Raw genomic sequence first — 25,415 nt, 5'->3', positions numbered from 1 at the left:
CGCTGGTTCATGTGTTTGCAGGTGAGCCTTGCTGGCTACCCTGCGCATTTACACTTCCCGCTCTCCTGTTTCCGTCTCGCCTATCACTCTTACCTCTTGCTGCAACTCAATGCCAAACTTGGCTTTTACCGACTCGCGCATATGCGCAATCAACTGTTCAATTTCTGCCGCCCTTGCGCCACCGAGGTTGACGATGAAGTTGGCATGCTTTTCCGATACCTGCGCACCACCAATCTGGTAGCCCTTGAGCCCGCACTCTTCAATCAACCGCGCCGCATAATCGCCTGGCGGATTGCGAAAAGTCGAACCTGCATTCGGCTGGTTAAGCGGCTGCGTCGCGAGCCGCCTTGCCAGCAATTGCTTGATCTTCTGCTCAGCCTCTTCCGCATCGCCCGCTGGCAGGCTGAACCAGGCGGCGATAAACCATTCCTGCTCGCCCAGCCAATGCTCAGGCTGACCAGCCAGCGCCACATGCCGATAGCTGGCATCGAACTCGGCACGACTGCGCTCATGCAGTTCGCCCTGACGGTCCATGGTCAGCACCCGCTGCACGATGTCCCAGGTTTCGCCGCCATGGCAGCCTGCATTCATGGCCAGCGCACCGCCCACGGTACCGGGAATGCCCGCCATGAATTCGCCCCCCTGCAAACCTTGCCGGGCGCTGAAGCGGGCCAGCTTGGCGCAGGTCACGCCCGCTTCGGCATAGAGCTCGCCATTCACCATCTCCAGCCCGGTCAGCACGTTATGCATCACGATCACCGTGCCGCGCACACCGCCATCACGCACCAGCAGATTGGAGCCGAGACCAATGAAATGCAGAGGCTCGTCCTTGCTCAGCGTGCGCATGAACTGCTGCAAATCCTGAAGCCCCGCCGGAATATACAAACGATCCGCCAGACCACCCACGCGCCAGCTGTTATAGCGCTCCAATGGCGCATTCAGCATCAGTTCACCTTGCATGGGGATCTGCTGGGCCATCATGCCGTCGCGGCCTCCCTGGTCTTGGCAGCGACTTGTCCAATCGAGCCTGCGCCCATCACGATCACCACATCGCCATCCTGCGCTACGCCCAGAATGGCCTCTGGCAACTCGGCGGTCGTCTCGACAAACAGGGGTTCCACCTTGCCTGCCACGCGAATGGCGCGCACCAACGCACGACCATCGGCAGCGACGATAGGCGCTTCACCGGCCGGATATACATCGCTCAGCAACACGGCATCGGCGCTCGACAGCACTTTTACAAAATCCTCAAAGCAATCCCGGGTGCGCGTGTAGCGGTGCGGCTGGAAGGCCAGCACCAGACGGCGACCAGGGAATGCACCACGGGCAGCGGCAATCACCGCCTGCATCTCGACCGGGTGATGGCCGTAATCATCAATCAGGGTAAATTGGCCGCCATTGCGGGCTGGCACTTCGCCATAGCGCTCAAAGCGGCGCCCCACGCCCTTGAATTCACGCAGCGCCTTAATGATGGCGGCATCGGGTACATTCAATTCGCTCGCCACGGCAATCGCTGCCAGTGCATTCAGCACGTAGTGGTTGCCAGGCAGGTTGAGCGTGACATCAAACTCGGTAGTCACGCCGTTAATGCGCTGCACCGTGAAGTGCATGGTGCCGTTATCCGCACGCACGTTTTTGCCACGGATGCGCGCATCCTCCGAAAAGCCATACGGCATGATCGGCTTGGTCACGCTGGGCAAAATGGCCCGGATGTTGGGATCATCAATACACAACACTGCCATGCCCCAGAACGGCAACTGCTGCAGGAACTCGACAAACGCGCCCTTGAGCTTTTCAAAGTCGTGCCCATAGGTATCCATGTGGTCGGCATCAATATTGGTGACCACCGAAATCACCGGCGACAGGTGCAGGAATGAAGCATCGGATTCATCGGCCTCGGCCACAATGAATTCACCGGTACCCAGCCGTGCGTTGGCACTGGCGGCTTCCAGGCGACCACCGATGACAAAGGTCGGGTCCATGCCCGCTTCGGCCAGAATGCTGGCGATCAGGCTGGTGGTGGTGGTCTTGCCGTGCGTCCCTGCCACGGCAATGCCCTGGCGGAAGCGCATCAGCTCGGCCAGCATCAGCGCCCGTGGAATCACCGGCGTGTTGCTGGCACGCGCGGCGATGATTTCCGGATTGCTTTCGTTCACCGCACTCGACACCACCACCACATCGGCATCGCTCAGGTGCGCGGCTTCATGGCCCTGATACACCTTGGCACCCAGGCTGTTCAGACGCTGGGTGGTGGCATTGCTCGCCAGGTCAGAGCCGCTGACGCCAAAGCCCAGATTCAGCAGCACCTCGGCAATGCCGCTCATACCCGAGCCACCGATGCCGACAAAATGCACGTTTTTTACTTTATGTTTCATATCGCAGCTCCACCCCGGGATGCCAGGGCCATACTTTCCAGTTCATTGGCGATGGTCTCGGTCGCCTGTGGGCGGCCCAGACTGCGCGCTGCCAGCGCCATTTCCAGCAGCCGCGTGCGATTCAGTTCCTGCAACAAATTGGCCAGACGCTGTGGCGTCATTTCCTGCTGCGGCAGATGAACGGCTGCGCCTTGCGCCGCCATCCAGGCCGCGTTGTCACGCTGGTGCGAAGTGGTTGACACCACCAGCGGTACCAGGATCGCGGGCACCCCCGCCACTGCCAGCTCACTCACCGTAATGGCACCGGCACGGCACACCAGCACATCCGCTTCGCTGTAGGCCTTGGCCATATCTTCAATAAAAGGCAGCACCTCAGCTTCCACGCCTGCCGCCGCATAGGACGCCCGCAACATATCCACCTGATCAGCGCCAGACTGATGGGTTACCGTGGGACGCTGCTCCATGGGAATCAGCGCCAGCGCCCGTGGCAAATTCACATTCAGCACTTGCGCGCCCAGACTGCCGCCCACTACCAGCAGATGCAGCGGACCCTGGCGTTTGGCATAACGCTCTTCTGGTGCAGGCACTGCCACAATCGCGGCGCGTACGGGGTTACCGGTCACGCGCGCCTTGACGGCCATACCCCCCAGGCCGCCTTCTCCACCCTCAAAACCAAACAGGATGCGGTTGGCCGACTTGGCCAGCGCGCGATTCGACATCAGCAGCGCGGCATCGGCATTCACCAGCGCCAGCGGTACCTTGCACAAACGGGCAGCCCAGCCACCCGGCACGGTCACATAGCCGCCCATGCCGAGCACAGCCGCAGGCTGCAATTGCTTGATCAGCTTGCAGGCCTGCCAGGTGGCGGCCAGCAGCTTGAATACACCTTTGGCGGTATGCAACAAGCCTTTGCCGCGCAACCCGGAAAAATCCAGCCGTGTCATGGCAATGCCACTGGGTGGTACCAGACGGTTTTCCATGCCGTGCGTTGTGCCCAGCCAGTGCACCTGCCAGCCGCGACGCTGCATCACATCGGCAATCGCCAGGCCTGGCATCACATGCCCGCCCGTACCCGCCGCCATGATCAGGAGCGTCTTGCTCATGCCGGCAATCCTTTCTGCAATCGTCTATTCTCCCAATCAATCCGGAGCAAGACCGCCAGTGCGATGCAGTTGGCGAGGATGCCGCTGCCGCCGAACGACAGCAGAGGCAGAGTCAGGCCTTTGGTGGGCAAGAGCCCCATGTTCACGCCCATGTTGATGATGCCTTGCACGCCCATCCAAACGCCTATGCCTTGTGCCAGCAGGGCGGAGAAGTAACGCTCATTGCCGATGGCTTCTTTGGCGATGCCAAAGGCGCGCAGGATCAGCCAGGCGAATAGCGCAATCACGACCATGACGCCGACAAAGCCCAGCTCTTCGGCGATCACGGCCAGCAGGAAGTCGGTATGCGCTTCGGGCAGGTAGAGCAGTTTTTCCACGCTGGCCCCCAGGCCAACGCCAAACCACTCGCCACGGCCAAACGCGATCAAGGCGTGCGACAGTTGATAGCCCTTGCCGAACGGATCAGCCCATGGGTCCATGAAACCGATCACACGTTGCAGGCGGTATGGTGAGCTCCAGATCAGGCCGACAATCGCAATCGGCAACAGCGTCAGCAGACCAGCGAAAATACGGCCATTGATGCCACCCAGCCAGAGGATGGAAATGGAGATCGCGGCGATAACGGCAAATGCGCCGAAATCAGGCTCGCGCAGTAGCAGCCAGCCGACCAGCAGCATCACAAACACCATGGGCAGGAAGCCTTTGGTAAAGCTATCCATCACGGCCGATTTGCGTATGGTGTAATCCGCCACGTAAATGGCGGCAAACAGCTTCATGAACTCCGATGGCTGCAGATTGATAATGAACAGCGACAGCCAGCGCTGGCTGCCATTCACATTGCGGCCCACACCGGGGATCAGCACCAGCACCAGCAGCGCAATCCCGGTCAGGAACAGATACGGCGCCATTTTCTGCCACATGGCCGTGGGCACCTGGAAGGCCATCAAACCGGCGATCAGGCTGATGACAATAAAGACCGCCTGGCGAATCAGGAAATAGGTACTTTGATGGCCGGTGGCTTTGTCAGCTTCGGCCAGGGCGATGGAGGCGGAATACACCATCACCAGGCCTATGCCCAGCAAGATCAGCGTGACCCAGACCAGCCCCTGATCATAGGTGGCGCTATTGAAACGCTCGCGGCTACCGAGGGTGATCATCATGACTGGACCTCCTCGTGACGCGTCACCAGATCTGCCACGGCGGCGATAAAGACTTCGGCACGGTGGGCATAATTGCGGAACATATCAAAGCTGGCACACGCGGGGGACAGCAGAACGGCGTCGCCAGGCGTCGCGGCGGCATAAGCCTGCTGCACGGCTTCTTCCAGACTTGCGGCATGCAGGCGTGGCACCGGGCTGCCTTGCAGGGCGGCCTCAATCAGCGCAGCATCGCGCCCTATCAGCACCACGGCGCGGGCATTCTGGTCGACTGGCTCACGCAACGGGCTGAAATCCTGGCCCTTGCCATCGCCACCGGCAATCAGCACCACCTTGCGTGGCAAGCCAGCCAGCGCAGCGCAGGTCGCGCCCACATTGGTGCCCTTGGAATCATCGTAAAAGGCAATGTCATGCAGATCAGCCACCCACTCCACCCGGTGTGGCAAGCCTTTGAATTCGCGCAGCACATGCTGCAGTGGCGCCCAATCCACTCCGATGGCACGACACAAGGCCAACGCTGCCAGGGCGTTGGCGGCATTGTGCAAGCCGGGGATACGCAGCTCTTCCACATGCAGAATGGGGTGTGCGCCTTGTGCCAGCCAGAGTTGATCATGCAGCGCCAGCAGGCCATAGGCATGAGACTCGACAGGCAGATCCAGGCCAAATGTCACCACGGGCTGATCCGGCAAGGCCATGTTGCGGCACCAGGCATCTTCGCGGTTGAGCACCTGCACGCCAGCCCCTTTGAGGATGCGTGCCTTGGCGGCGGCGTATTCCGGCATGCCGGGGTAACGATCCATATGATCTTCGGTCACGTTCAGCACGGCAGCCGCATCGGGTGCCAGGCTGCTCGTGGTTTCGAGCTGAAAGCTGGAAAGCTCCAGCACGTAAACATCGGGCGCGCCGTCGGTTTCCACCTGACGCAGCGCATCGAGCACGGGCAGGCCGATATTGCCAGCCACCACAGTCTTGAGACCAGCCGCCTTGCACATTTCACCCACCAGCGTGGTGACGGTGGTCTTGCCATTGGCACCGGTAATCGCGATCACCTTGCTGCTGCGCGGACGGAACTGGGCAAACAGCTCAACATCGCCCACCACCTGAATACCATTGGCCAGTGCCTGTTGCACTTCCGGCTCGGCCAGCGCCACACCAGGGCTGATCACCACCAGATCAACCGCATTGAACATGGCGGAACGGAATGGCCCGGTATATACCGTGAGCTGAGGGAACTCCGCCTTGAGCGTATCCAGATTAGGCGGTGCCGTGCGCGAGTCGGCAACAGACAGCACGGCACCCTGGCCGCGCAGCCAGCGCAAGGCCGAAAGGCCGGTATCACCCAGCCCCAGCACCAGCACCTGTTTGCCTGCAAGATCGCGCATGATGGTCTTTGTTTTCCTTAACGCAGTTTCAATGTGGATAAGCCGACCAGTACCAACATCATGGTAATGATCCAGAAGCGGATATATTGGTTTGGTGTCGCCATAACATGCGAGCCCTGGCTCGCATGTGAGTCTCCCCCAACACAAAATATCGTGCGCTTCGTCTTCATATTTATCTCAGTTTCAAAGTCGACAGGCCGACAAGTACCAACATCATGGTAATGATCCAGAAGCGCACCACGACTTGCGTTTCTTTCCAGCCCTTTTGTTCATAGTGATGGTGCAATGGCGCCATCAGGAAAATGCGTCGGCCGGTGCCGTAACGCTTTTTCGTGTATTTGAAATACGTCACCTGGGCGGCTACAGACAGCGTTTCCATCACAAACACGCCACCCATGATGAACAGCACGATTTCCTGACGCACAATCACGGCCACCACACCCAGCGCGGCCCCAAGCGCCAGCGCACCGACGTCACCCATGAACACTTCGGCGGGGTAAGCGTTGAACCACAGAAAGCCCAAACCTGCGCCTGCCATGGCAGTGCAAAACACGGCCAGCTCGCCCGCGCCGGGAATATAAGGAATGCCCAGATACTTGGAGAAATAGAGGTGACCCGCGGCGTAGGCAAAGATCGCCAATGCGCCTGCTACCAGTACAGTGGGCAGAATGGCCAGGCCATCAAGCCCATCGGTCAGATTGACGGCATTGCTGCTGCCGACGATGACAAGATAGGTCAGCACAATAAAGCTCGCAGCACCCAAAGGCACCGTGACGGTTTTGAAGAAAGGGAAAATCAGCGTGGTTTCCGCCGGGATGGTAGAGGTATGCCAGAGGTAGATTGCCGCGCCAAAGCCCAGCAGACTCTGCCAGAAGTATTTTTCCTTGGCAGACAGGCCTTTGGGGTTGCGGTGCACCACTTTGCGCCAGTCATCCACCATGCCAACGATGCCAAAGCCCAGGGTAACAATCAGCACCACCCAGACGAAGCGATTGGTCAGGTCCGCCCACAACAGGGTGGAAATACCAATCGCCACCAGAATCAGGGCGCCACCCATGGTCGGCGTACCGGCCTTGACCAGATGGGTCTGTGGACCGTCATCGCGCACAGATTGGCCCACCTTGTACTGGGTCAGCTTGCGAATGAGGCCGGGGCCAACAATGAAGGAAATAGCCAGGGCCGTCAGCGTCGCCATGACGGCACGCAGGGTGATGTAATTGAAGACGTTAAAACCGCGTACGTCTTGCGCAAGCCAGCGGGCAAGTTCCAGTAACATTAGTGCGCCTCCTCTTTCGTATTATTTTGTTCACTCACAATCAACTGCACCACGCGCTCCATGCGCATGAAGCGTGAGCCTTTCACCAGCACCACGGTATTGGCATCCATCTCGTGGCAGAGGCCAGCCACCAGCTGCTCGGGCGTTTTGTAATGATGGGCAGGGTCACCAAAGGCCTTGCTCATTTCCAGGGACAAATCGCCCAGCGTGTAGAGACCGTTAATGCCAGCCTCACGGGCGTATTGGCCGATTTCGGTATGCATGGCAGCGGCGGGTTTTTCCCGGCGGTTTCTCCCAGCTCGCCCATGTCGCCCAGCACCAGCAGGCGCTTGCCCGGGCGGGCGGCAAGCACATCAATCGCAGCTTTCATGGAGGCCGGGTTGGCGTTATAGGTGTCATCAATCACCAGCGCCTGACCGATACCAGCGCGATGCTGCAGACGGCCATCCACACCATCAAAGGCTTCCAGGCCCTTGGCTATCGACTCTGGTCTTGCGCCCATGGCAATGGCCACCGTGCTGGCAGCCAGGGCATTGCGCACATTGTGCAAACCCGCCACTTGCAGGTTGAAGGCAATGCCGCCTATGGGCGATTTCATGTAGACATAACTGGTATCAGCACGCAGCTCATAGTTGGCTGTAACATCGGCCATCTTGGCGAGGCCAAAGGTCAGAATGTCATGTTCGCCTGCGAGCTCGGTCCACAGCGGCGCGTAAAGATCATCGGCATTGATGACGGCCATGCCTTCCAGCGCCAGCCCTTCAAAGATTTCACCCTTGGCGCGGGCGATGCCTTCTACGGAGCCAAGCCCGCCCAGGTGGGCACTGGTGGCATTGTTGACAAGCGCCACGGTAGGTCGCGCCATCTGGCTCAGGTAGCGAATTTCACCAAAATGGTTCATGCCCATCTCGGCCACGGTGTATTTGTGCGAAGGACGCAAGCGCAGCAGGGTCAGCGGCAGGCCAATGTCGTTATTGAGATTGCCACGTGTCGCCAGCACGGCATTGCTGTCACCGGCCTCGGCACGCAGAATGGAAGCGACCATTTCCTTGACCGTGGTTTTGCCGTTGCTGCCGGTAATCGCTGCCACCGGAATCGAGAAACGGTTGCGCCACACGGCGGCCAGTTGGCCCAATGCCAGGCGCGTATTCTTGACCACCACGCCAGCGGCCATGCCTGGCTGGGCCTCTGCCACCAACGCAGCCGCGGCACCGGACTGCAGTGCCTGCAGCACATAGGCATGACCATCAAACCGTTCGCCACGCAGGGCAATAAACAGCTGGCCTGGCACGATATTGCGGCTATCGGTGCCCACGCTGGTGAACAGCACATCTTCCCCCACCAGCTCGCCGCCTACTGCAGCCGCCAACTCGGACAAACGCATCATGCGACGGCTCCTAATAATGTTGTGACGACATCGACATCGCTATACGGATGCCGAACGCCTTTGATTTCCTGATACGTTTCATGTCCCTTGCCTGCCACCAGCACGATGTCCCCTGGTGCGGCCTGCTCAATGGCGTGGGCAATCGCAGCACGACGATCCACCATGATCTGGTGATTTCTACCCATGCTGGCGGTAATGTCGGCAATGATGGTGTCCGGGTTTTCGCTGCGGGGATTGTCGCTGGTGACCACGACGTGATCGGCCAGACGGCTGGCAATGGCACCCATCATTGGCCGCTTGCCGGCATCGCGATCACCACCGCAACCAAACACGCACCAGAGCTTGCCGCGGGTTTGCTCGCGCAGAGCCTGCAATGCGTTTTCCAGGGCATCGGGTGTATGGGCGTAATCAATGACCACCACGGGCATGGCGTTGCCACCGTATTGCTCCATGCGTCCTGGCACGGGCTTCAAGGTAGCGATGGCTTGCGCGGCAGCCTCCAGCGGCACATCCATTGCCAGCAGGGTCGCCAGCACGGCGAGCAGGTTATAGGCATTAAATCGGCCCATGACTGAAGCTTGCAGCGTCACATCCCCCCAAGGCGTCGTCACCGACATTTGCATGCCGGTTTCATGCAGATGCAGGCTGGTGGAATGCACATCGCCGCTTTGCATGCCGTAACTCAACACCGGGCGCCCTTCGGAGCGCAGCGCCTGCAAAAAGGTCAGCCCGTAGGCATCTTCTGCGTTCAATACCGCCAGCTTGAGGCCAGGCCACTCCATCAGACGGCGCTTGGCGGCAGCGTAGCTGTCCATGTCGCCGTGATAATCCAGATGGTCGCGCGTGAGGTTGGTAAACACGGCAACATCAAAATGCACGCCATTGACGCGCCCCTGGTCCAGCCCATGCGAGGAGACTTCCATGGCGGTGGCTACCGCGCCCTGTTTCAGGTACTCGGCCAGCAGACCGTGCAACACAATAGGGTCCGGCGTGGTATTGATGGCAGTAGCAAGCTCCCCGGGGAAACCATTGCCCAAGGTACCGATGACAGCGGTTTTGCGCTGCAGGCTATTCAGGCAATGGGTGAGCCACTGCGTGCAGGAGGTCTTGCCGTTAGTACCGGTCACCCCCACCATCCACAACGCGCGGGAAGGGTGACCATAGAATTCATCGGCGATCTCGCCGGCCTGCTTGCGCAAGTCTTTCACCGGCAGATTGACGGCCTGCAGATCAGTCGGCCAGCTAAAGCCTTCGGCCTCCCACAATACGGCGCCAGCGCCATTGGCAATCGCCTGCGGAATATAGGCCCGTCCATCGGCAGCGTCACCAGGGTAAGCCACAAAAAGACTGCCCGCCGTCACCTTGCGGCTATCGGAAGTCAGGCTGCTTGGGCGTATGCCGAGATCATGAAGGGAGGCAAGGATGGTCATTACACCACCTCCTTGATCTCTGGCGCATCTTCTGGCGGGATCACGATATTGTCGTTGGGCGCATCCTGTGGCACCGCGAGCATGCGCAGCGCGCCGGCCATGATGGCACTGAACACGGGCGCCGCCACGGTGCCGCCGTAATATTGGCCGCTGCTCGGTTCATCCACCATCACCGCAATAATCAGGCGTGGGTTGGAAGCCGGAGCCAGCCCCACAAACGAGGACACATATTTATCGGCCAGATAACCGCCCGGCCCCAGCTTGTGGGCGGTACCGGTTTTGCCTGCCACGCGGTAACCCGCTATCTGGGCACGTGGCGCCGTGCCGCCTGGCTGCACGACCAGCTCCAGCATATCGCGCACGGCGAGCGCCGTTTTGGCGGAAAACACCTGCTGCCCCACCGGGGCTTCCTTCAGCTTCAGCAGCGAAACCGGCTTCAGCTCCCCATCATTGGCAAACACGGTATAGGCCCGCGCCAGCTGCAAGAGCGTGAGACTGATACCGTGACCAAACGACATGGTGGCTTGCTCGATAGGCCGCCAGTTCTTGTAATTGCGCAGGCGGCCGGAAGCTTCGCCAGGGAAGCCGATATGCGTCGGGCTGCCAAAGCCCATGTGGTTATAAATGCCCCACAGATATTGCGGCTCCAGCGTCAGGGCCATCTTGGCCGAACCGACGTTGGAGGATTTCTGGATCACCTGCGCCACCGTCAGCATGCCTTGCGGGTGAGCGTCGTGGATGGTAGCCGGGCCAATGCGCAGAATGCCAGGCGCGGTCTGGATATGGGTATCTGGCGTGAAATGTCCGGACTCCAGGGCAGCTGCAGCGGTGAATGGCTTGAGAGTGGAGCCTGGTTCAAAAGTATCAACAATGGCGCGATTGCGCGAACGCCCGGCCATATTGACCGGGTTATTGGGGTTGTAAGTGGGCAGATTGGCCATGGCCAGCACTTCGCCAGTACGGGCATCCAGCACAATGGCAGCACCAGCCTTGGCCTTGAACTGCTCGACGGCATGCGCCAGTTCGCGGTAGGCCAGATACTGGATCTTGCGGTCTATCGACAACACCAGATCATGGCCATCCTGCGGGACTTTGACGGCTTCCAGGTCTTCCACAATATGGCCTTGGCGGTCCTTGATGACGCGACGGCTGCCGGATTTGCCGGAGAGCCAATCCTGATAGCGCAGCTCAAAGCCTTCCTGGCCATTTTCATCGATGCCGGTAAACCCGACCAGATGCGCCATGACTTCGCCAGCTGGGTAATAGCGACGGTATTCGCGCTGCATGAAAACACCGGGCACGCCAATCTGCATGACTTGCTTGGCAAGCTCGGGCGGAATGCGGCGCTTGATGTAGACAAACTCGCGCGGATTATTGGCGAGTTTTTTATTGAGTTCGGCGGGCTTCATTTTGAGTAGCGTCGCCATTTTGCTGATCTGCTGCGGCGTAGCCTGCACGTCCGGCGGACTCGCCCAGATCGACTCCACCGGCGTACTGATGGCCAGTGGCTCACCAAAACGATCGGTGATCATGCCGCGATGCGCTGGCAGCTTCATCGAGCGGCTATAGCGGGCATCGCCCTCTTTCTGCAGAAAGCCTTTGTGCATGCTTTGCAGGTAGATACTGCGGCCCAGCAATGCGGCAAACCCCGCCATCACCACGATCAACAATACGCGGCGACGCCAGGCGGGGAGCTTGATAACGGGAGGCTGAATCACGCGCGACCTCATGGCTGGGCACCTCGCGTCACCACCTGCACCCGCTTGGCATCCGGCACCTGCATATGCAGACGCTGATTGGCGATCTGCTCAATCCGCGCGTGCATGGCCCAGGTGCTTTGCTCCAACTGCAACTGGCCCCACTCCACGTCATATTGCTTGGCGGCATCTTCCTGTTGCTGCAACTCGATATAGAGTTTGCGCGACTTGTGCTGAGACGTAATGACGCCTAGCGCCGTCACGATCAGTACCATGAAGAGGATGAGGTTGAGCCGCGTCATGATGGTTATGCCACCCCCGTACGCTCGGCCACACGCAGCACGGCGCTGCGTGAACGTGGGTTGCGCTTGATCTCAGCGGCACTGGGCTTGATGGGTTTGCCCACCGCCATCATGCGTGGCTGTGGCAAGTCCTTCGCCAGCACCGGAAAATTGGCAGGCAAGTCGTCGCGATCCTGCTCACTGCGCACAAAGCGTTTCACGATGCGGTCTTCCAGCGAGTGAAAACTGATCACGGCCAGACGACCGCCTGGTGCCAGGGCATCCAGGCATTGCGGTAAAACTAGCGACAACTCCTCAAGCTCCTGATTGAGGAAAATCCGTAAAGCTTGAAAGGTGCGCGTCGCCGGGTCTTGCCCAGGCTCGACTTTGGGGATCGCCCCAGCCACGACCTTGGCAAGCTGTCCTGTAGTGGTGAGGGCATTCCCCCCTGTGCGTGCCGCAACAATCGCCCTTGCAACCTGTTTAGCAAACCGTTCTTCACCATATTCTTTAATTACCCCCGTAAGTTGTTGCTCGGACGCTTCCGCCAGAAACTCAGCGGCTGTTTGCCCACGGCTTTGATCCATGCGCATGTCCAGCGGACCGTCAAATCTGAAACTGAAACCGCGCTCGCCTTCGTCGATTTGCGGCGATGAAATTCCAAGGTCCAGCAAGACCCCGTCGACCTGCTGGATGTCTTGGGCGCGCAATACTTCGCCCAACTCGGAAAAGTGATGATGGTGTATGGAAAAACGTGGATCCTGAATGGACTGGGCAGCCGAAACAGCTGCCAGATCACGGTCCAGGCCCAGAAGGCGACCATCTGCGCCTAATTGCTCGAGAATTTTGCGGCTATGACCACCGCGACCAAAGGTGCCATCCACGTAAATGCCATTGGGCTTGATCGCTAGGGCAGCGACCGCCTCTTCAAGCAATACCGAAACATGTGGGGACACAACGACTTCGGAGGGGGATTGTGAGCGCGCGCTCACAGTGAGAATCCTTCAAGTTCGGCCGGCAGCACCATTTCGTCGGCGGCCATCACCTGATCAAGCTGGGCTCGCCAGGCGTCCATGTTCCAGAGCTCAAAATGGCTACCCTGACCGACCAGCATGGCCTGTTTTTCCAGACCGGCAAATTCGCGCAATACCGGAGACACCAGCAGGCGGCCTGCGCTATCCATGTCGATATCTTCGGCAAAGCCCACCAGCAAACGCTGCAGACTGCTGGACTGGCGGTCAAAACTGGAGAGCGCCATCATTTTTGCCTGAATGGGTTCCCAGGCAGGCTGGGGATAAAGGAGGAGGCAGCGGTGTGGATGCGCAGTGAGCACCAGATGACCGGCGCACTGGGACAACAGGGCATCGCGGTGCTTGGCCGGCACGGCCAATCTGCCCTTGGCATCCAGATTCAATGATGTAGCACCGCGAAACATTTAAAACACACACCCCTTTGCCAATTGTCGGGTTAGAAAAATTGCTGACCGCCCTTAGCCTCGGCCAGCAATCTCCCACAAAAACCCACATTTCTCCACTTACGCCCACTATAGTTAAAAAAATAAGGGCATGCAAGCGGTTTTTTGCTATTTTTCCTTTATGGGACAATGACTTAGCGAATTTTGCTGCCAAAAAATTAGTTGTTTAAAAATAAGGAGATAGCCAATTAACTGAAAGTGCTTTGTGAGAACAATCTTTGATGTGACTGAATCGTGAGGTGCTCGATAATCAGGTGGGGGAAAGTGGTGTAAATCGGGTCAAAATCAGAGGGAAAAACAGAAGCAATAAAAGGAAGTTGGCCGATAAGCCGGGTTCTGTCGCATCTTGCGATGCGTGACAGTCATTCATCTAGGCGCACGATTGCTCGTACGCTCAAGCAACCTACCCGGTAGCAGCGCGAGCCACGCCCTTGCTACCCTATTTGGTCTTGCTCCGGATGGAGGTTACCGCGTTTCACCGTAACTTAATACGCTCGTCTCTGTGGCCCTGTTCCTCGCCTCACGGCGTACGGCCGTTAGCCGTCATCCTGCTCTGCGGAGCCCGGACTTTCCTCCCCCCGCTTGCGCGGGCGGCGACTGTCCAGCCAACTTCCGCGTGCATTCTAACACGCGAGCGCATGAGATTCGGGCGCGAACACGACTACCAGGAGGAAGGCGGCGGCCCAGGTGGGGCATTCTGCGACCGCCCATCAGCGCCAGCCGGCGGACGTGGACGGCATTGCTGCAATGCCTGAGGGGTTTTGGCCGCCTGCACGCAGGCGAGCTCGGCATTAAGCCGTTGAATGGCGTCCTGCTTGGCGGCAGCAAAATCCTGCGGAGGTGGAGGCGGCGGCGCATCAGCCGAAGCGAGCGAGGCCGACAACAGTAACGCGATGGCAATTGGGCTATGGATGGAACGCATATCAAGAACTCCCCAGATAATGGAGCAACGAGTATAAGCAGGCCCGCGAGAGCGATCAGCCGGGTTTACCGGTTTTTACAGCTTTGACGCGAATTTATTCACATCGCATCATGCACGCCGAGGGCTCATGGCCGCTTGGCAAAGAACTGCACGGGCTGCGGCGGCGGCATGGCAAGGACAGGTTTGCGCACCTTGCCCATGACATGCATCTCACACCGCTTGCAGTCAAATTTGAGGGTAATCCTGTCCTTGCCGCTAATCAGGGTCATGGGCTCGGCGGTAATCGTCCCCTGCACACCGATGACGCCTTTGGCTTCCTTGGGGCACATGGCATAGCTATAGCGCAGACAGTGCTTGGTAATCATCACCGGCACTTCGCCCAGCTCTTCATTGGCTTCATAGGCAGCGGCAATCGCGCTGACACCATGCTTTTCATAAAACGCCCGCGCATGCTTGTTGTAGACGTTGGCGAGATAGCTCAGGGTATCTTCCGGATAAACAGCGGGCGGCTGGGCGGGAATCGCCGGTTGCGGGCGAGGATAGGTTTGCAGCCGCGCCTCTTCCAGCGCGGATACCGCATCGCGGCGCAGGCCGTTAATGATGGATGCCGCCAGGAACCAGGGCTGGGCAATCTCAAGCCGGATGTCGCGTGCCACAAAATCGGTAGCGCCCAGCTTGGTCAGGTTATCGCGCAAGCTGGCATAGGCTTTCTCGGCCTGCTGGGCCGGTTGCTTTTCCGCCACGCATTGCGCATGCGCAGTGACGCCATCTTCATCCACCAGATCCAGCGCAAAGCCATCGCGGGTTTCATAAAACACCATATCGACGCTGATGCGGCGGCTGGCAGAGTCTTTTTCCAGCAGACGCATATAGGCTTGGTCGCGATTGCGATACACCGTCATGTTGCGGCGTATGTCCGCAGGCATTTCATTCGGGTACAGGCGCTTACCGTTGACGGTATTGATGCGCATGCCAACCAGCTCTTTATGCACATCAAAAAAACACACGCCATCGCCGTTATGTAATTCCAGCTGGCTTTCCACCTCAAAATAATCCTGACCGACTTTGCTTACCTTGCCGATTTCTTCTCCGGCAAACTTGGGCGTGTCAAACGCGCCCACGTCCTCACCACGGCCGTGAATAAAATACTCGGTGGTGCTGCGATTGAAGGTTTTTTCCGGTTGCGGAGTGAAGGTATAGCTGCAGCGCCCGGAAGACGCACGTGCGTAATCCGGCAGGTCCAGCAGAATCTCATCCAGCAGCTGACGATAATGCGCGGTGGCATTTTTGACGTAGGCCAGGTCTTTGTAGCGCCCCTCGATCTTGAAGGAGCTGACGCCTGCATCAATCAGCGCACGCAGGTTGGCACTCTGGTCGTTGTCTTTCATGGAAAGCAGGTGCTTGTCTTTGGCGAGAATGCGGCCTTTGCTGTCTTCCAGCGTGTATGGCAGGCGGCATTCCTGGGAGCATTCGCCGCGATTGGCACTGCGGCCGGTATGGGCGTGACTGATATAGCACTGGCCGCTGAAGGCCACACACAGCGCGCCATGAATAAAGAACTCGAGATTGCATTGGGTCGCATCCGCGACTTTGCGGATGGTCTGGATATCCATCTCCCGCGCCAGAACGATCTGGCTGAACCCTACCTGATCCAGAAACACCGCTTTTTCCACAGTACGAATATCGGTTTGCGTGCTGGCGTGCAGTTGAATAGGCGGAATATCCATTTCCAGCAGGCCCATATCCTGCACGATCAGCGCGTCAACACCCGCTTCGTAAAGCTGCCAGGTCATGTCACGGGCAGCTTCGATCTCGTTATCGTGAAAAATGGTATTGAACGCGACAAACACTTCGGCACGAAAGCGGTGGGCATATTGCACCAGGCGCGCAATGTCGGCGACGGAGTTTTCAGCCTTGGCACGAGCGCCAAACGCCGGGCCGCCGATGTATACCGCATCGGCGCCATGCCGCACAGCCTCAATGCCAAAGTCGGCATTACGGGCAGGGGCGAGCAGTTCAAGTTGGCGACGGTGAGCGGTCATGGCGAAGGACTAGGCTGGGGAAGCGCGTATTTTACCGCAAAGCGCCCCCAGCGTCTGCGCACGGATGGCGTACACCCTCAGACTACGGCTTGCACGCCCTCTTCGCGGCCTGCTGCTTCGGTGAGCACAGCCACATTATCCTTGGTAAAGAAGCCATCAAAGCTGCCGAAGCGCTGCACATACTCAATGATGAGCGAAGAGTGTTCGGAAGCATTGGAGAAAATCTGCTTCAGCCCTTCACTCTTTGAGCCGATCACATCCAGCAGAAAACCCTTGCCCTGTTCGGCGATGGAATTCACCACGTAATCGATGTTCTCCAGGCCCTGGGTTTCGCCATCGCGCACGGCGATCGCCATGTGGTGCAGGCGCGGCCCATAATTGCGCACAAAGGTCTCGGTCGGCGAAGGCAGTTTTTCCAGGTGATTGACGAAATAAGGCGTGTTGTTGGCCGTAAACACCTTGGCCGGGCTCTTGGACTCGGGGATGCCATGCACGCTCTTGGTGACATTGGTCGACGAGTTCTGGTCGTGAATATTGTAGGCGCCCCAGAAATAGTAGCTCGACCAGGACAGGTACTCCAGAATCGCCAGTTCGCGATTCTGGCTGTAAACGCGCGTGGCCAGGTGATCCAGCGGCAGCAACAATTGATCCACACCCAGCTTGGCCTGGGTATTCTTGGCTTGCTCGTAGACCGCCTGCACTTCATTATCAATGCGACTGACCCCGAGCGCATACACACGCAGCTCCTGCGGCTCGCGCTCCAGATAGGCAATGATGTTATGGGTATAAGGCGAGGGTTTGCTCACGGCCAGATTGCCAGGCAGCTCCAGCTTGCGCACTTCATCCTGACTGAAAAAGCGGAATTCACGCGCTTGCTGCAGGCGGCTGACTTCGTGCAGATTGCTGACGCGCAGCACTTCCCCCATATAGCGGCTGTTGGGTTTGCGGGCGCCCACCGGGTACACCTCATTCAGGGCACGGAAAATCCCGCGCAGGTTGGGGTCCTTGACTTCGCGCACCAGAATATCCGGTGACTCCAGATCAATGCGCAGGATATGCGTCCAGTGGCTCTCGCTTTCCAGCGTGACCAGGTAATGATACGGCGTCATCAGCGCCAGCTCGGCGATGTATTGAATGGAATGCCCTGGGTCCACCGTAATCATCAGCGCATCTATTTCGTGAATCATGTCAGTCAGGCCGACACGGTCCCGCTCTTCCAGCAGGCGCACCAGGTATTCTTCAAAGAATGGCGAGTTTTCCTTATCGCCGTGACGGGCAAAGCCGAGAGAGTTCATGTGCTGATTCCTTGGGTATGACGGTAGCGCTTATTGCTGGGCTTGCTGCTGCATCTGATGGACAACGACCTTGACCGACATGGTTTCCACACCGCCACCATTGCGCACGCCGCTGATGGGGCAGGCGTCACGATAATCCAGACCGGTTGCCAGCCGCACATGCACGCCGTTGGTACGGCAGCGATTAGTGACATCAAAACTGATCCAGCCGATATCATCCAGCCAGGCATCTGCCCAGGCATGGCTTTCCATCAGGCTGCCATCCGGGGTAAACAGATAACCGCTGACATAGCGGGCCGGCACGCCCAGATAGCGGCAGCAGGCAATAAAAATATGAGCATGATCCTGGCAAACGCCGGAGCCGAGGGCGAATGCCTTGGCCGCGGAGGTTTCCACCGCCGTCTGGCCTTTCACATACGGCACACGGTCAATGATGGCATCCATCAAGGTTTGCAGGGCTGCGGGCTCCTGCAGTTTGGGGTGCGTTAATTTGAACTCTTCCACAAAGGCCGTCAGGTTTTCGTCCATCTCGGTCAACGGCGTAGGACGCAGATAAATCGGCGTGGGCAAGCCATCATTGATAGGCAACACATTCAGGCCGGTTTCCACCTCGCCCGATGCCACGATACTGATCTCTTCATGCGGGGCATCCACCACCAGCGTATGGGCATGATTGCCGTAGGTATCCTTGTGCGGCTGCAGATGGCCATTGACGCGAATCTCCCAGCGCAACACCTGCTGGCCGAAGCCGTTTTGCGGCGTCAGACGCAAAAGCTGGATGGTGTAATTCACCACCTCGCTGTATTGGTAGGTCGTGCGATGTTCAATATTAAGTAGCATTGCCGTAACCCGTTAGTTCGCCTTAGCCGCCGTGCACATTGAGATAGGTACGCTGGATTTCGCCACCGAGCCTGTTATTGCTGACAATAAAGTCTTCGAGGAATTCGTGCAGCCCATCCTGGAAAATGTCGCGCATGCGCGCATAGCGCAGCTTGGCGTGCAGCTCGCCTGCCAGTCGGCGACATTCATTATTCTGCCGACCGGACAGCTGCCCCAGAATAATGGTGATTTCATCGTAACAGGCCAGCAGTGAACGCGGCATATCGCCACGCAGCACCAGCAGCTCCGCCACACGCCAAGGCACAATGGTATCGCTGAATACCTTTTGGTAAGCCTGAAAGGCCGACACCGAATGCAGCACCGCACTCCACTCGTAATAATCCACCGCGCCGCCCACCTCTTCGCCTTCGGGCAACAGCAAATGGTATTTCACATCCAGCAGCCGGGCAGTGTTATCTGCCCGCTCGATAAACGTCCCCAGCCGCACAAAGCGGAACGCATCATCACGCAGCATGGTGCCAAAGCTCACGCCGCGAAACAGATGCGAACGGGATTTGACCCAGTCACAAAATACGCTAAGCCCGCTCTCCACCAGTCGGATACCGATGAATTGGCTGAATTCCAGCCACAGGGTGTTGATGTTTTCCCAGGTTTCGGAGGACATGGCCACCCGCACCGCCCGCGCATTCTCGCGCGCGCTGCGCAAGGAGTTGTAAATGCTGGATGGATTGGCATCGTCCATGGACATGTACTGAATGACATTCGCCGCCGTGTACTCGCCGTAATTCTTTTCAAACAGTTCGGTGTTGCCCGCAATCTCCACCGCGGGTTGCCACAATGCCGCTTCGCTTTGCGCCGCATTCGGCACCAGTGACATGTTGTAAGTCACATCCAGCACACGTGCCATGTTCTCGGCACGCTCAATGTAACGTGCCATCCAGTAGAGGTGATCCGCCGTTCTGCTTAACACTTTGAACCCTTTTCCGAGAGGTCCGGCGTTGCCTTGCCGGAATTCCCTCTTTTTTACATTATCGTAGCGGCCTGCAACTGCTTAAGCTTCAAGTCCGCGCTTACATGCCGGTGTCATTCAGCACCCAGGTGTCCTTGGTACCGCCACCCTGGGATGAGTTGACCACCAGCGACCCCTCTCGCAATGCCACACGGCACAAGGCGCCAGGCACCAGGGTAACCGTCTTGCCGGAAAGCACGAATGGACGCAAATCCACATGCCGGGGCGCAATCCCTTGCTCAACCAGGGTCGGGCAGGTGGAAAGCGCCAGTGTTGGCTGGGCAATGTAATTGGCGGGATTGGAAAGAATACGCAAGCGGAATTCCTCAATCTCCTTTTTGCTGGCACTAGGCCCAACCAGCATGCCGTAACCGCCAGACCCCTGCACTTCCTTAACCACCAGCTCAGGCAGGTGATCAAGCACATACTTGAGGTCATCCTCCTTGCTCAGTTCATACGTGGGCACATTGGAAAGGATGGGCTCTTCTCCCAGGTAAAACCGGATCATCTCCGGCACATAGGTATAAGTCGCCTTGTCATCGGCAACGCCGGTACCCACGGCATTGGCCAAGGTAACCCCGCCGTTGCGGTAAACCGTCAGCAAACCGGGAACACCCAGCATGGAGTCGGGGCGGAAGCTCAATGGGTCAAGGAAATCATCGTCTATGCGGCGGTAGATGACATCGACGCGCTTGGGGCCTTCGGTCGTGCGCATATACACCGCATTGTTGCGCACAAACAGATCCTGGCCTTCGACCAGCTCGATGCCCATCTGCTGCGCAATAAAAGCATGTTCGAAATAGGCGCTGTTATAAGCACCTGGCGTCAGCAGCACCACCGTTGGCTCTTGCACGCCGGGCTGGGCCACCGCGCGCAGATTATTCAGCAGGACTTGCGGGTAATGCTCGACCGGCGCGATGGAGTAACGACGGAACAGTTCGGGGAAAAGCCGCATCATCATCTTGCGGTCTTCCAGCATGTAGGAAACGCCAGATGGGGTGCGCAGATTATCTTCCAGCACGTAGAACTGGCTTTCGCTGGTGCGCACGATATCGACACCGGCGATATGGGCATAAATGCCATTTGGTACGTCCACCCCGTGCATTTCCGGGCGGTATTGAGTGTTGGCGAGGATGCTGGCGGGGACAATACCCGCCTTGATGATGTCCTTGTTGTGGTAGATGTCGTTCAGGAACATGTTCAGCGCCCGTACCCGCTGAATCGCCCCATCCGACAACACTTTCCACTCTTTGGCGGCCAGCAGTCGCGGGATCACATCAAACGGGATCAGGCGCTCGGCACCCGCTGTTTCACCGTAGACATTGAAAGTAATACCTACGCGGCGAAACAGCAGCTCGGCTTCCTGCCGTTTGCTTTCCAGCTGTTGGTGGGGAACATCACGCAACCAGTCAGCATAAGCGGCGTAAATCTCGCGTACCGCCCCCGCTGGAAGTTGCATCTCATCGAATGCAGTTTGAAGGGTAGTATCCATGGTTTAGCTTACGCAAACCGCGTGCCAGCGCATAATGTCGTTAGAAATCATGATCTTCAAGAGCAACTCCTGACAATATGTGCGTTTTTGCACCAAGTTGGGGCGCGCCTTCAAACGGCGCGCCCTGCTGTAGAGCTAATGCATGTTTGACTCAATCCCGCCCTGAGCGCCAGATGGAAATCACCAGCATGACGCCGATGACAAAGGCCAGGAAAAAGCCGATAAACCCGAAGGCCGGCAGGCCAAATAGCGTGGGGCCGCCGCGCACCGTCATGACGATGGACGAGCCCACAATAAGGGCTGCAGTAATCATGGCCATGGTGAGCCGATTGGTACTGTGATCAAGCTGATGACCAAAGTGATCCAGGCGCTTGAGGTCCAGATTGATCTTGAGCTTGCCGCGGCCAGCTTCTTTCAATACCTGCGAAACATCGCCTGGCAGCTCGGTAATCGCACTGGCAATACTACTGATGCCGCGTCGCCCACGCTTGAGCAGGGTGCTTGGCATGTAACGATCAATAATGATTTTCTTCACGAAGGGCGTAAGGTGGCTGACAATCTGAAAGTCCGGATCCAGCTGCCTGCCCAGGCCTTCCAGGGTCACCAATGCCTTGAACAGCATGGTGAGGTCAGGCGGTACGGACAGGTGATTTTCACGCATGATGGTCGTCAGGTCATTCAGCAAGGCACTGAATTTGAGGTGCTTGAGCGGCGCATTGTCATAGTTGCAGATGAACTCATCCACATCCGCACTCAACTTGGCTTCATCCACCTCGGCATCGCCCGCCCAGATAATGAGGATATCGCGCAGGGTATCAATATCCCGTGACACCAGCGCCGCCAGCAAATCGGCGATTTCACCGCGCCGCTCAAACGAAATACGCCCCACCATGCCGCAATCAATAATGGCAACGCGGTTGTTTTCCAGATAAAAAATATTGCCCGGATGCGGGTCGGCGTGAAAGAAACCATCAATCAGCACCATCTTCAGCACCGCATTGGCACCACGCTCGGCCAGCAGCTTGAGGTCCAGCCCAGCCTCACGCGCCTCTTGCAGCGCGTTGCCAGCAATACCGTCAATATGTTCCATGACCAGAACGCTCTCGCTGGTGAATTCCCAGAATATCTTGGCAAACTTGACGTTTTTATCCTTGGCAAAATTCTGCGCAAAGCGTTCGGTATTGCGCCCCTCCAGCGCCAGATCCAGCTCGCGCTTGAGGGATTTGGAAAACTGGCTGATGATTTCTTCCGGCTGAAAGCGGCGTGCCTGCTCAAACTCGGCCTCGACCAGCTTGCCCAGATGCATCAGCAAGCGCAGGTCGGCATCAATACTATGCTGTACATTGGGGCGGCGGATTTTAAGCACGACTGGGGTGCCATCCTGCAACTTGGCAAGGTGCACCTGGGCAATGGAGGCGCCAGCAATCGGCTCTACCTGAAAATCACGAAACACATCGAACGGCGAACGGCCCAGCGCTTTTTCCAGCTCAGGCAGCAGCTCTTCAAAAGCCACTGGCGGCACTTGATCCTGCAGCTTGGCAAACTCGGCAATCCAGTTCGGCGGAAAAATATCGGGACGGGTTGCCAGCACCTGCCCCAATTTCACGAAGGTTGGGCCCAGCTCCTGAATCGCCAGGCGCGCGCGCACTTCGGATGGCAAGCTCATGACCTCGCGTGAAGCCTCTGAATTCAGGGCATTGCCCGCCCTGCGTATAAAGCTGCCACGCCCAAGACGCTTGGCGACATCCCCCCAGCCATAGCGCATCAAAATACCGGCGATGGCCCGAATACGGCGGAAGTCACGAATAACGAAGAGGGTGGCACGAATCATGGGCGTTAATTTATTCCTGTTAGGTGGGTGACATTAGCGCTACGTAACTTGAGGCTACTTGATGCGGGAGACCTTGCGTTCCAGCCTGTCCGCCAGCTTGATCAGTCGGCGGGCAGCGCCATGCGCCAGTCTGGCTTTTACTCGTTCCGCCGCCCGGCCCGCCATCTTGCCGCCTTCCCGCGCGCTGCTGCGAATTTCATTTACAACGCCTCTGGCAATCAAACGCAAACGTTGCCTGGTGCTCACCCCCATGTGATGTGCGTAGTCGGCCAAGGTGCCCTGCAAGCCCTCTTGCGGTCGCTGCACATCATGCGCCAGCTGAGGGGAGGAATAGCGAATATTGCGGAATTTCATCAGGGAGTGATTGCGCATACCAGGCTCCGGCGTTGGTGATGTCTTGAGCCTGATTCTACACTATGGTTCCTTGGCAACCGAAGACCGAAAATAATTTCACATTGCGTCAAGGGTTTACAACACGCGTCTTTTGCTTTTAGAATCGGGGCATGCGTTTTGCCACCCTCTTCATTTTTCTCGGCTTGTTGTTCACCAGTTTTTGCCATGCGGCAGAGACGCGCGCGGACAATGGCACCACCAAATCAGGCTTTGCTGCCGACACGGCTGACTGGTCTGACACGGCGCAAGAAGTGCTGCTAAACGCGCTCAGCCTGACTGGCATTCAGTACAAATATGGTGGCAACTCTCCGGACACCGGGTTTGATTGCAGCGGTTTTGTTCGTTATGTATTCAAGCAGGCAGCCAGCCTGACCCTGCCGCATAATGCGCGCGCCATCAGCCAGTTGGGCCAGTCGGTATCCAAAGATGAGCTGCAACCCGGGGATCTGGTATTTTTCAATACGCTGAAATCTGCCTTTTCTCATGTGGGCATTTATCTGGGTGACAACCGCTTTATCCATGCCCCCAGCACGGGCGGCGGCATTCAGGTGGTGGATATGAAAGATGCCTACTGGGCCAAACGCTTCAATGGCGCCCGACGTATTGAGCCGAGTGAAACCGAATCCAGCCAGCCTTCCCTCAAGTAATACCCCCCGCCGCAACCTCTGTTTCAACTGCCTTTCCTTACCACCCTGTCGTTTATAGCTTGGCCGTAATCTCTTGCTTGGCAAACAGTCCGCCTTGCACATAATCCACGCCAAAACGTTTCGCCCATTCGAATTCTTCGCAGCTATCAATGCCACTCATGATGACATGCACGCCTATGCGCCGGGCAGCGCTCACCAGCCAATCGACCATGGCCTGAGCGGCGTTTTCATTCATGCTGCGCAACTGCTGACCATTAAATTTGATCACCGTGGCATCCATAAAAGCACTCAGTGAAAACATGCCCCAGCGCACGCCCACATCCTCCAGCGCTACCGAAGTGCCGCTCTGCTGCAATAGCTCGATCATGCGTTGCGAGCGCTGGGCATCGGCCAGATTATGATTTTCGACGATGTTGACCAGCAGCTCGCGCTCGGTCCAGGCATGGGTCTTGAACAGCTGCAAAAACGGATTATCCAGATGGTCACCACCTTCAAAAAAGCTGTCGATATCCAGATCCAGCATCAGCCATCCCTGGCTAGGCGCCTGCGCGATCTGCAAGCGCTTCATCTCTAGTTCGGTATAAAACAGCAGCAAGGGGTTGCGGTGCAGGCTGGCAAACATGCGCCCTGCATCCAGCGCTTGCTGCTCGGCATTCCAGAACCTGGCAGAGGCCTGATAGCCCATCACTTCGCAAGCCTGCACGTCGACAATAGGCTGATACTCCACCCCAAAGCGCCGGGACATCACCACATCCAGCATGTCATGGGCAGGCAGTTCCTCAGGGTCTAGTGCCTGGCTGGCAAACAGCGCTTTTAACTCAAGCCGGTTAATCGCATTCATTAACATTCACCTCAATCAGAATCACATACAGCCAATTCTATTTGAGAATGATTATTATTTAAAGTAAAAATTTGCAAAATTAAGCTTAAAAATTTATCCCTTAAAATTTATGCATTTCTGCAAACGCCTCCTAGCGATCACTGTGCCCAAGAGAACGCTCAGGATCAATGCGGTCACGGATCAGCTGCTTTAATTCTTTGGACTCGGGGAAGCGCTCCATCTGTTTTCGCGAAAAAATGACCTCGCCATTCAGGCGCACCTCAAAAATGCCCCCGGTACCCGGAACCAGCGATACACGTTCGATGTCCGATTCGAAGGTCGTCAATAACTCTTGTGCCATCCAGGCCGCTCTCAGCAACCAGCGGCATTGGGTACAGTATTCGAGTTCGATATGATGTGATTTCATGACAACCTCAAGTTAGCAAGATGTTAGGTATGCAAGATTTTGACAAATAGCGTAAAAAACCGCCTAAAAACACTCGGCGGCTTTGCAAGCTCCCATTAAATAGCGGAAAATATGCAAGCTTTGCGTTAAGCTCAA

At 57.6% G+C, this 25,415-nt stretch carries 24 protein-coding genes and 1 other RNA gene; 1 reads left to right on the top strand and 24 read right to left on the bottom strand.

The annotated features are described in order from the left end of the window. Nucleotides 1-48 precede the first annotated feature (48 nt). From murB to MPQ_RS02260, 22 genes are all read right to left on the bottom strand, one after another. On the bottom strand, nt 49-981 hold the full coding sequence (gene murB, locus MPQ_RS02355) for a UDP-N-acetylmuramate dehydrogenase (protein ID WP_013441288.1): 933 nt from the start codon (nt 979-981) through the stop codon (nt 49-51). After that, nucleotides 978-2,375: a UDP-N-acetylmuramate--L-alanine ligase gene (gene murC, locus MPQ_RS02350; protein ID WP_013441287.1), complete on the bottom strand. Its 1,398-nt coding sequence runs from the start codon at nt 2,373-2,375 to the stop codon at nt 978-980. The genes murB and murC overlap by 4 nt, the downstream gene beginning before the upstream one ends. Continuing rightward, nucleotides 2,372-3,478 carry an undecaprenyldiphospho-muramoylpentapeptide beta-N-acetylglucosaminyltransferase gene (gene murG, locus MPQ_RS02345; RefSeq protein WP_013441286.1) on the bottom strand — a complete coding sequence of 369 codons (1,107 nt, stop codon included), beginning with the start codon at nt 3,476-3,478 and terminating at the stop codon, nt 2,372-2,374. Before murG ends, murC begins: the two co-directional genes overlap by 4 nt. Continuing rightward, nucleotides 3,475-4,638, bottom strand: a complete 1,164-nt coding sequence (gene ftsW / locus MPQ_RS02340) for a putative lipid II flippase FtsW (RefSeq protein ID WP_013441285.1) — start codon at nt 4,636-4,638, stop codon at nt 3,475-3,477. The genes murG and ftsW overlap by 4 nt, the downstream gene beginning before the upstream one ends. Then, nucleotides 4,635-6,017 carry a UDP-N-acetylmuramoyl-L-alanine--D-glutamate ligase gene (murD, locus tag MPQ_RS02335; RefSeq protein ID WP_013441284.1) on the bottom strand — a complete coding sequence of 461 codons (1,383 nt, stop codon included), beginning with the start codon at nt 6,015-6,017 and terminating at the stop codon, nt 4,635-4,637. Before murD ends, ftsW begins: the two co-directional genes overlap by 4 nt. A 172-nt stretch (nt 6,018-6,189) precedes the next feature. Further along, entirely contained in the window at nt 6,190-7,293 is a 1,104-nt protein-coding gene (mraY, locus tag MPQ_RS02330; RefSeq protein WP_013441283.1) for a phospho-N-acetylmuramoyl-pentapeptide-transferase, read from the bottom strand. Further along, nucleotides 7,293-7,556, bottom strand: a complete 264-nt coding sequence (locus MPQ_RS14240; protein WP_369750507.1) for a hypothetical protein — start codon at nt 7,554-7,556, stop codon at nt 7,293-7,295. The genes mraY and MPQ_RS14240 overlap by 1 nt, the downstream gene beginning before the upstream one ends. Then, nucleotides 7,475-8,680, bottom strand: a complete 1,206-nt coding sequence (gene murF / locus MPQ_RS02325) for a UDP-N-acetylmuramoyl-tripeptide--D-alanyl-D-alanine ligase (RefSeq protein ID WP_369750506.1) — start codon at nt 8,678-8,680, stop codon at nt 7,475-7,477. Before murF ends, MPQ_RS14240 begins: the two co-directional genes overlap by 82 nt. Beyond that, complete coding sequence (locus MPQ_RS02320; protein ID WP_013441282.1) at nt 8,677-10,110, bottom strand: UDP-N-acetylmuramoyl-L-alanyl-D-glutamate--2,6-diaminopimelate ligase; 1,434 nt, start codon at nt 10,108-10,110, stop codon at nt 8,677-8,679. Before MPQ_RS02320 ends, murF begins: the two co-directional genes overlap by 4 nt. After that, nucleotides 10,110-11,840 carry a penicillin-binding protein 2 gene (locus tag MPQ_RS02315; protein ID WP_015829364.1) on the bottom strand — a complete coding sequence of 577 codons (1,731 nt, stop codon included), beginning with the start codon at nt 11,838-11,840 and terminating at the stop codon, nt 10,110-10,112. Before MPQ_RS02315 ends, MPQ_RS02320 begins: the two co-directional genes overlap by 1 nt. Continuing rightward, nucleotides 11,837-12,109 (bottom strand): cell division protein FtsL, encoded by a 273-nt coding sequence (gene ftsL, locus MPQ_RS02310; RefSeq protein WP_013441280.1) that lies wholly within the window; start codon nt 12,107-12,109, stop codon nt 11,837-11,839. Before ftsL ends, MPQ_RS02315 begins: the two co-directional genes overlap by 4 nt. A gap of 5 nt (nt 12,110-12,114) precedes the next feature. Further along, complete coding sequence (gene rsmH / locus MPQ_RS02305) at nt 12,115-13,080, bottom strand: 16S rRNA (cytosine(1402)-N(4))-methyltransferase RsmH (protein ID WP_013441279.1); 966 nt, start codon at nt 13,078-13,080, stop codon at nt 12,115-12,117. After that, nucleotides 13,077-13,523: a division/cell wall cluster transcriptional repressor MraZ gene (gene mraZ, locus MPQ_RS02300; RefSeq protein WP_013441278.1), complete on the bottom strand. Its 447-nt coding sequence runs from the start codon at nt 13,521-13,523 to the stop codon at nt 13,077-13,079. Before mraZ ends, rsmH begins: the two co-directional genes overlap by 4 nt. 348 nt (nt 13,524-13,871) lie before the next feature. Further along, nucleotides 13,872-14,175: RNase P RNA component class A (gene rnpB, locus MPQ_RS13595), an RNA gene on the bottom strand. A 48-nt stretch (nt 14,176-14,223) separates the two neighbouring features. Beyond that, on the bottom strand, nt 14,224-14,484 hold the full coding sequence (locus MPQ_RS02295; RefSeq protein WP_013441277.1) for a hypothetical protein: 261 nt from the start codon (nt 14,482-14,484) through the stop codon (nt 14,224-14,226). A gap of 125 nt (nt 14,485-14,609) precedes the next feature. Continuing rightward, nucleotides 14,610-16,526 carry a U32 family peptidase gene (locus tag MPQ_RS02290; RefSeq protein WP_013441276.1) on the bottom strand — a complete coding sequence of 639 codons (1,917 nt, stop codon included), beginning with the start codon at nt 16,524-16,526 and terminating at the stop codon, nt 14,610-14,612. Between the two features lie 77 nt (nt 16,527-16,603). Beyond that, nucleotides 16,604-17,821 (bottom strand): hypothetical protein, encoded by a 1,218-nt coding sequence (locus MPQ_RS02285; protein ID WP_013441275.1) that lies wholly within the window; start codon nt 17,819-17,821, stop codon nt 16,604-16,606. Between the two features lie 30 nt (nt 17,822-17,851). Continuing rightward, nucleotides 17,852-18,661: a transglutaminase family protein gene (locus tag MPQ_RS02280; protein WP_013441274.1), complete on the bottom strand. Its 810-nt coding sequence runs from the start codon at nt 18,659-18,661 to the stop codon at nt 17,852-17,854. 22 nt (nt 18,662-18,683) lie between these two features. Continuing rightward, the gene (locus tag MPQ_RS02275) at nt 18,684-19,631 is read right to left on the bottom strand and encodes an alpha-E domain-containing protein (protein ID WP_015829359.1); all 948 of its coding nucleotides are present in this window, start codon (nt 19,629-19,631) and stop codon (nt 18,684-18,686) included. Between the two features lie 100 nt (nt 19,632-19,731). Then, nucleotides 19,732-21,162, bottom strand: a complete 1,431-nt coding sequence (locus MPQ_RS02270; RefSeq protein ID WP_013441272.1) for a circularly permuted type 2 ATP-grasp protein — start codon at nt 21,160-21,162, stop codon at nt 19,732-19,734. A gap of 151 nt (nt 21,163-21,313) precedes the next feature. Beyond that, nucleotides 21,314-22,993: an AarF/ABC1/UbiB kinase family protein gene (locus MPQ_RS02265; RefSeq protein ID WP_013441270.1), complete on the bottom strand. Its 1,680-nt coding sequence runs from the start codon at nt 22,991-22,993 to the stop codon at nt 21,314-21,316. A 54-nt stretch (nt 22,994-23,047) separates the two neighbouring features. Further along, nucleotides 23,048-23,365, bottom strand: a complete 318-nt coding sequence (locus MPQ_RS02260; RefSeq protein ID WP_013441269.1) for a hypothetical protein — start codon at nt 23,363-23,365, stop codon at nt 23,048-23,050. A gap of 131 nt (nt 23,366-23,496) precedes the next feature. Here MPQ_RS02260 and MPQ_RS02255 point away from each other — a divergent pair, with 131 nt between their 5' ends. Then, a complete protein-coding gene (locus MPQ_RS02255; RefSeq protein WP_013441268.1) occupies nt 23,497-24,033 on the top strand; it encodes a C40 family peptidase in 537 nt (178 codons plus the stop codon). Between the two features lie 52 nt (nt 24,034-24,085). Here MPQ_RS02255 and MPQ_RS02250 read toward each other — a convergent pair whose 3' ends face one another. Together MPQ_RS02250 and MPQ_RS02245 are read right to left on the bottom strand one after the other, a co-directional pair. Continuing rightward, nucleotides 24,086-24,874 (bottom strand): EAL domain-containing protein, encoded by a 789-nt coding sequence (locus MPQ_RS02250; RefSeq protein WP_013441267.1) that lies wholly within the window; start codon nt 24,872-24,874, stop codon nt 24,086-24,088. 130 nt (nt 24,875-25,004) lie between these two features. After that, a complete protein-coding gene (locus MPQ_RS02245; protein WP_015829357.1) occupies nt 25,005-25,280 on the bottom strand; it encodes a SelT/SelW/SelH family protein in 276 nt (91 codons plus the stop codon). Nucleotides 25,281-25,415: the final 135 nt, after the last annotated feature.

This window comes from Methylovorus sp. MP688 (assembly GCF_000183115.1).
GTDB lineage: Bacteria > Pseudomonadota > Gammaproteobacteria > Burkholderiales > Methylophilaceae > Methylovorus > Methylovorus glucosotrophus.
The sequence above is the reverse complement of the archived record's forward strand: the minus strand, read 5'-3'. Positions and strand labels throughout refer to the sequence as shown.

Coding starts and splice junctions, on each gene's coding strand:
- MPQ_RS14240 (WP_369750507.1), bottom strand. CDS start 7,556: ATGCATACCGAAATCGGCCAATACGCCCGTGAGGCTGGCATTAACGGT.
- MPQ_RS02315 (WP_015829364.1), bottom strand. CDS start 11,840: ATGAGGTCGCGCGTGATTCAGCCTCCCGTTATCAAGCTCCCCGCCTGG.
- MPQ_RS02280 (WP_013441274.1), bottom strand. CDS start 18,661: ATGCTACTTAATATTGAACATCGCACGACCTACCAATACAGCGAGGTG.
- mraZ (WP_013441278.1), bottom strand. CDS start 13,523: ATGTTTCGCGGTGCTACATCATTGAATCTGGATGCCAAGGGCAGATTG.
- MPQ_RS02290 (WP_013441276.1), bottom strand. CDS start 16,526: ATGACCGCTCACCGTCGCCAACTTGAACTGCTCGCCCCTGCCCGTAAT.
- mraY (WP_013441283.1), bottom strand. CDS start 7,293: ATGTTACTGGAACTTGCCCGCTGGCTTGCGCAAGACGTACGCGGTTTT.
- murG (WP_013441286.1), bottom strand. CDS start 3,478: ATGAGCAAGACGCTCCTGATCATGGCGGCGGGTACGGGCGGGCATGTG.
- MPQ_RS02295 (WP_013441277.1), bottom strand. CDS start 14,484: ATGCGTTCCATCCATAGCCCAATTGCCATCGCGTTACTGTTGTCGGCC.
- MPQ_RS02260 (WP_013441269.1), bottom strand. CDS start 23,365: ATGCGCAATCACTCCCTGATGAAATTCCGCAATATTCGCTATTCCTCC.
- MPQ_RS02285 (WP_013441275.1), bottom strand. CDS start 17,821: ATGAACTCTCTCGGCTTTGCCCGTCACGGCGATAAGGAAAACTCGCCA.
- murC (WP_013441287.1), bottom strand. CDS start 2,375: ATGAAACATAAAGTAAAAAACGTGCATTTTGTCGGCATCGGTGGCTCG.
- MPQ_RS02270 (WP_013441272.1), bottom strand. CDS start 21,162: ATGGATACTACCCTTCAAACTGCATTCGATGAGATGCAACTTCCAGCG.
- MPQ_RS02245 (WP_015829357.1), bottom strand. CDS start 25,280: ATGAAATCACATCATATCGAACTCGAATACTGTACCCAATGCCGCTGG.
- MPQ_RS02320 (WP_013441282.1), bottom strand. CDS start 10,110: ATGACCATCCTTGCCTCCCTTCATGATCTCGGCATACGCCCAAGCAGC.
- murB (WP_013441288.1), bottom strand. CDS start 981: ATGATGGCCCAGCAGATCCCCATGCAAGGTGAACTGATGCTGAATGCG.
- ftsW (WP_013441285.1), bottom strand. CDS start 4,638: ATGATGATCACCCTCGGTAGCCGCGAGCGTTTCAATAGCGCCACCTAT.
- murF (WP_369750506.1), bottom strand. CDS start 8,680: ATGATGCGTTTGTCCGAGTTGGCGGCTGCAGTAGGCGGCGAGCTGGTG.
- ftsL (WP_013441280.1), bottom strand. CDS start 12,109: ATGACGCGGCTCAACCTCATCCTCTTCATGGTACTGATCGTGACGGCG.
- murD (WP_013441284.1), bottom strand. CDS start 6,017: ATGCGCGATCTTGCAGGCAAACAGGTGCTGGTGCTGGGGCTGGGTGAT.
- MPQ_RS02250 (WP_013441267.1), bottom strand. CDS start 24,874: ATGAATGCGATTAACCGGCTTGAGTTAAAAGCGCTGTTTGCCAGCCAG.
- MPQ_RS02265 (WP_013441270.1), bottom strand. CDS start 22,993: ATGATTCGTGCCACCCTCTTCGTTATTCGTGACTTCCGCCGTATTCGG.
- MPQ_RS02255 (WP_013441268.1), top strand. CDS start 23,497: ATGCGTTTTGCCACCCTCTTCATTTTTCTCGGCTTGTTGTTCACCAGT.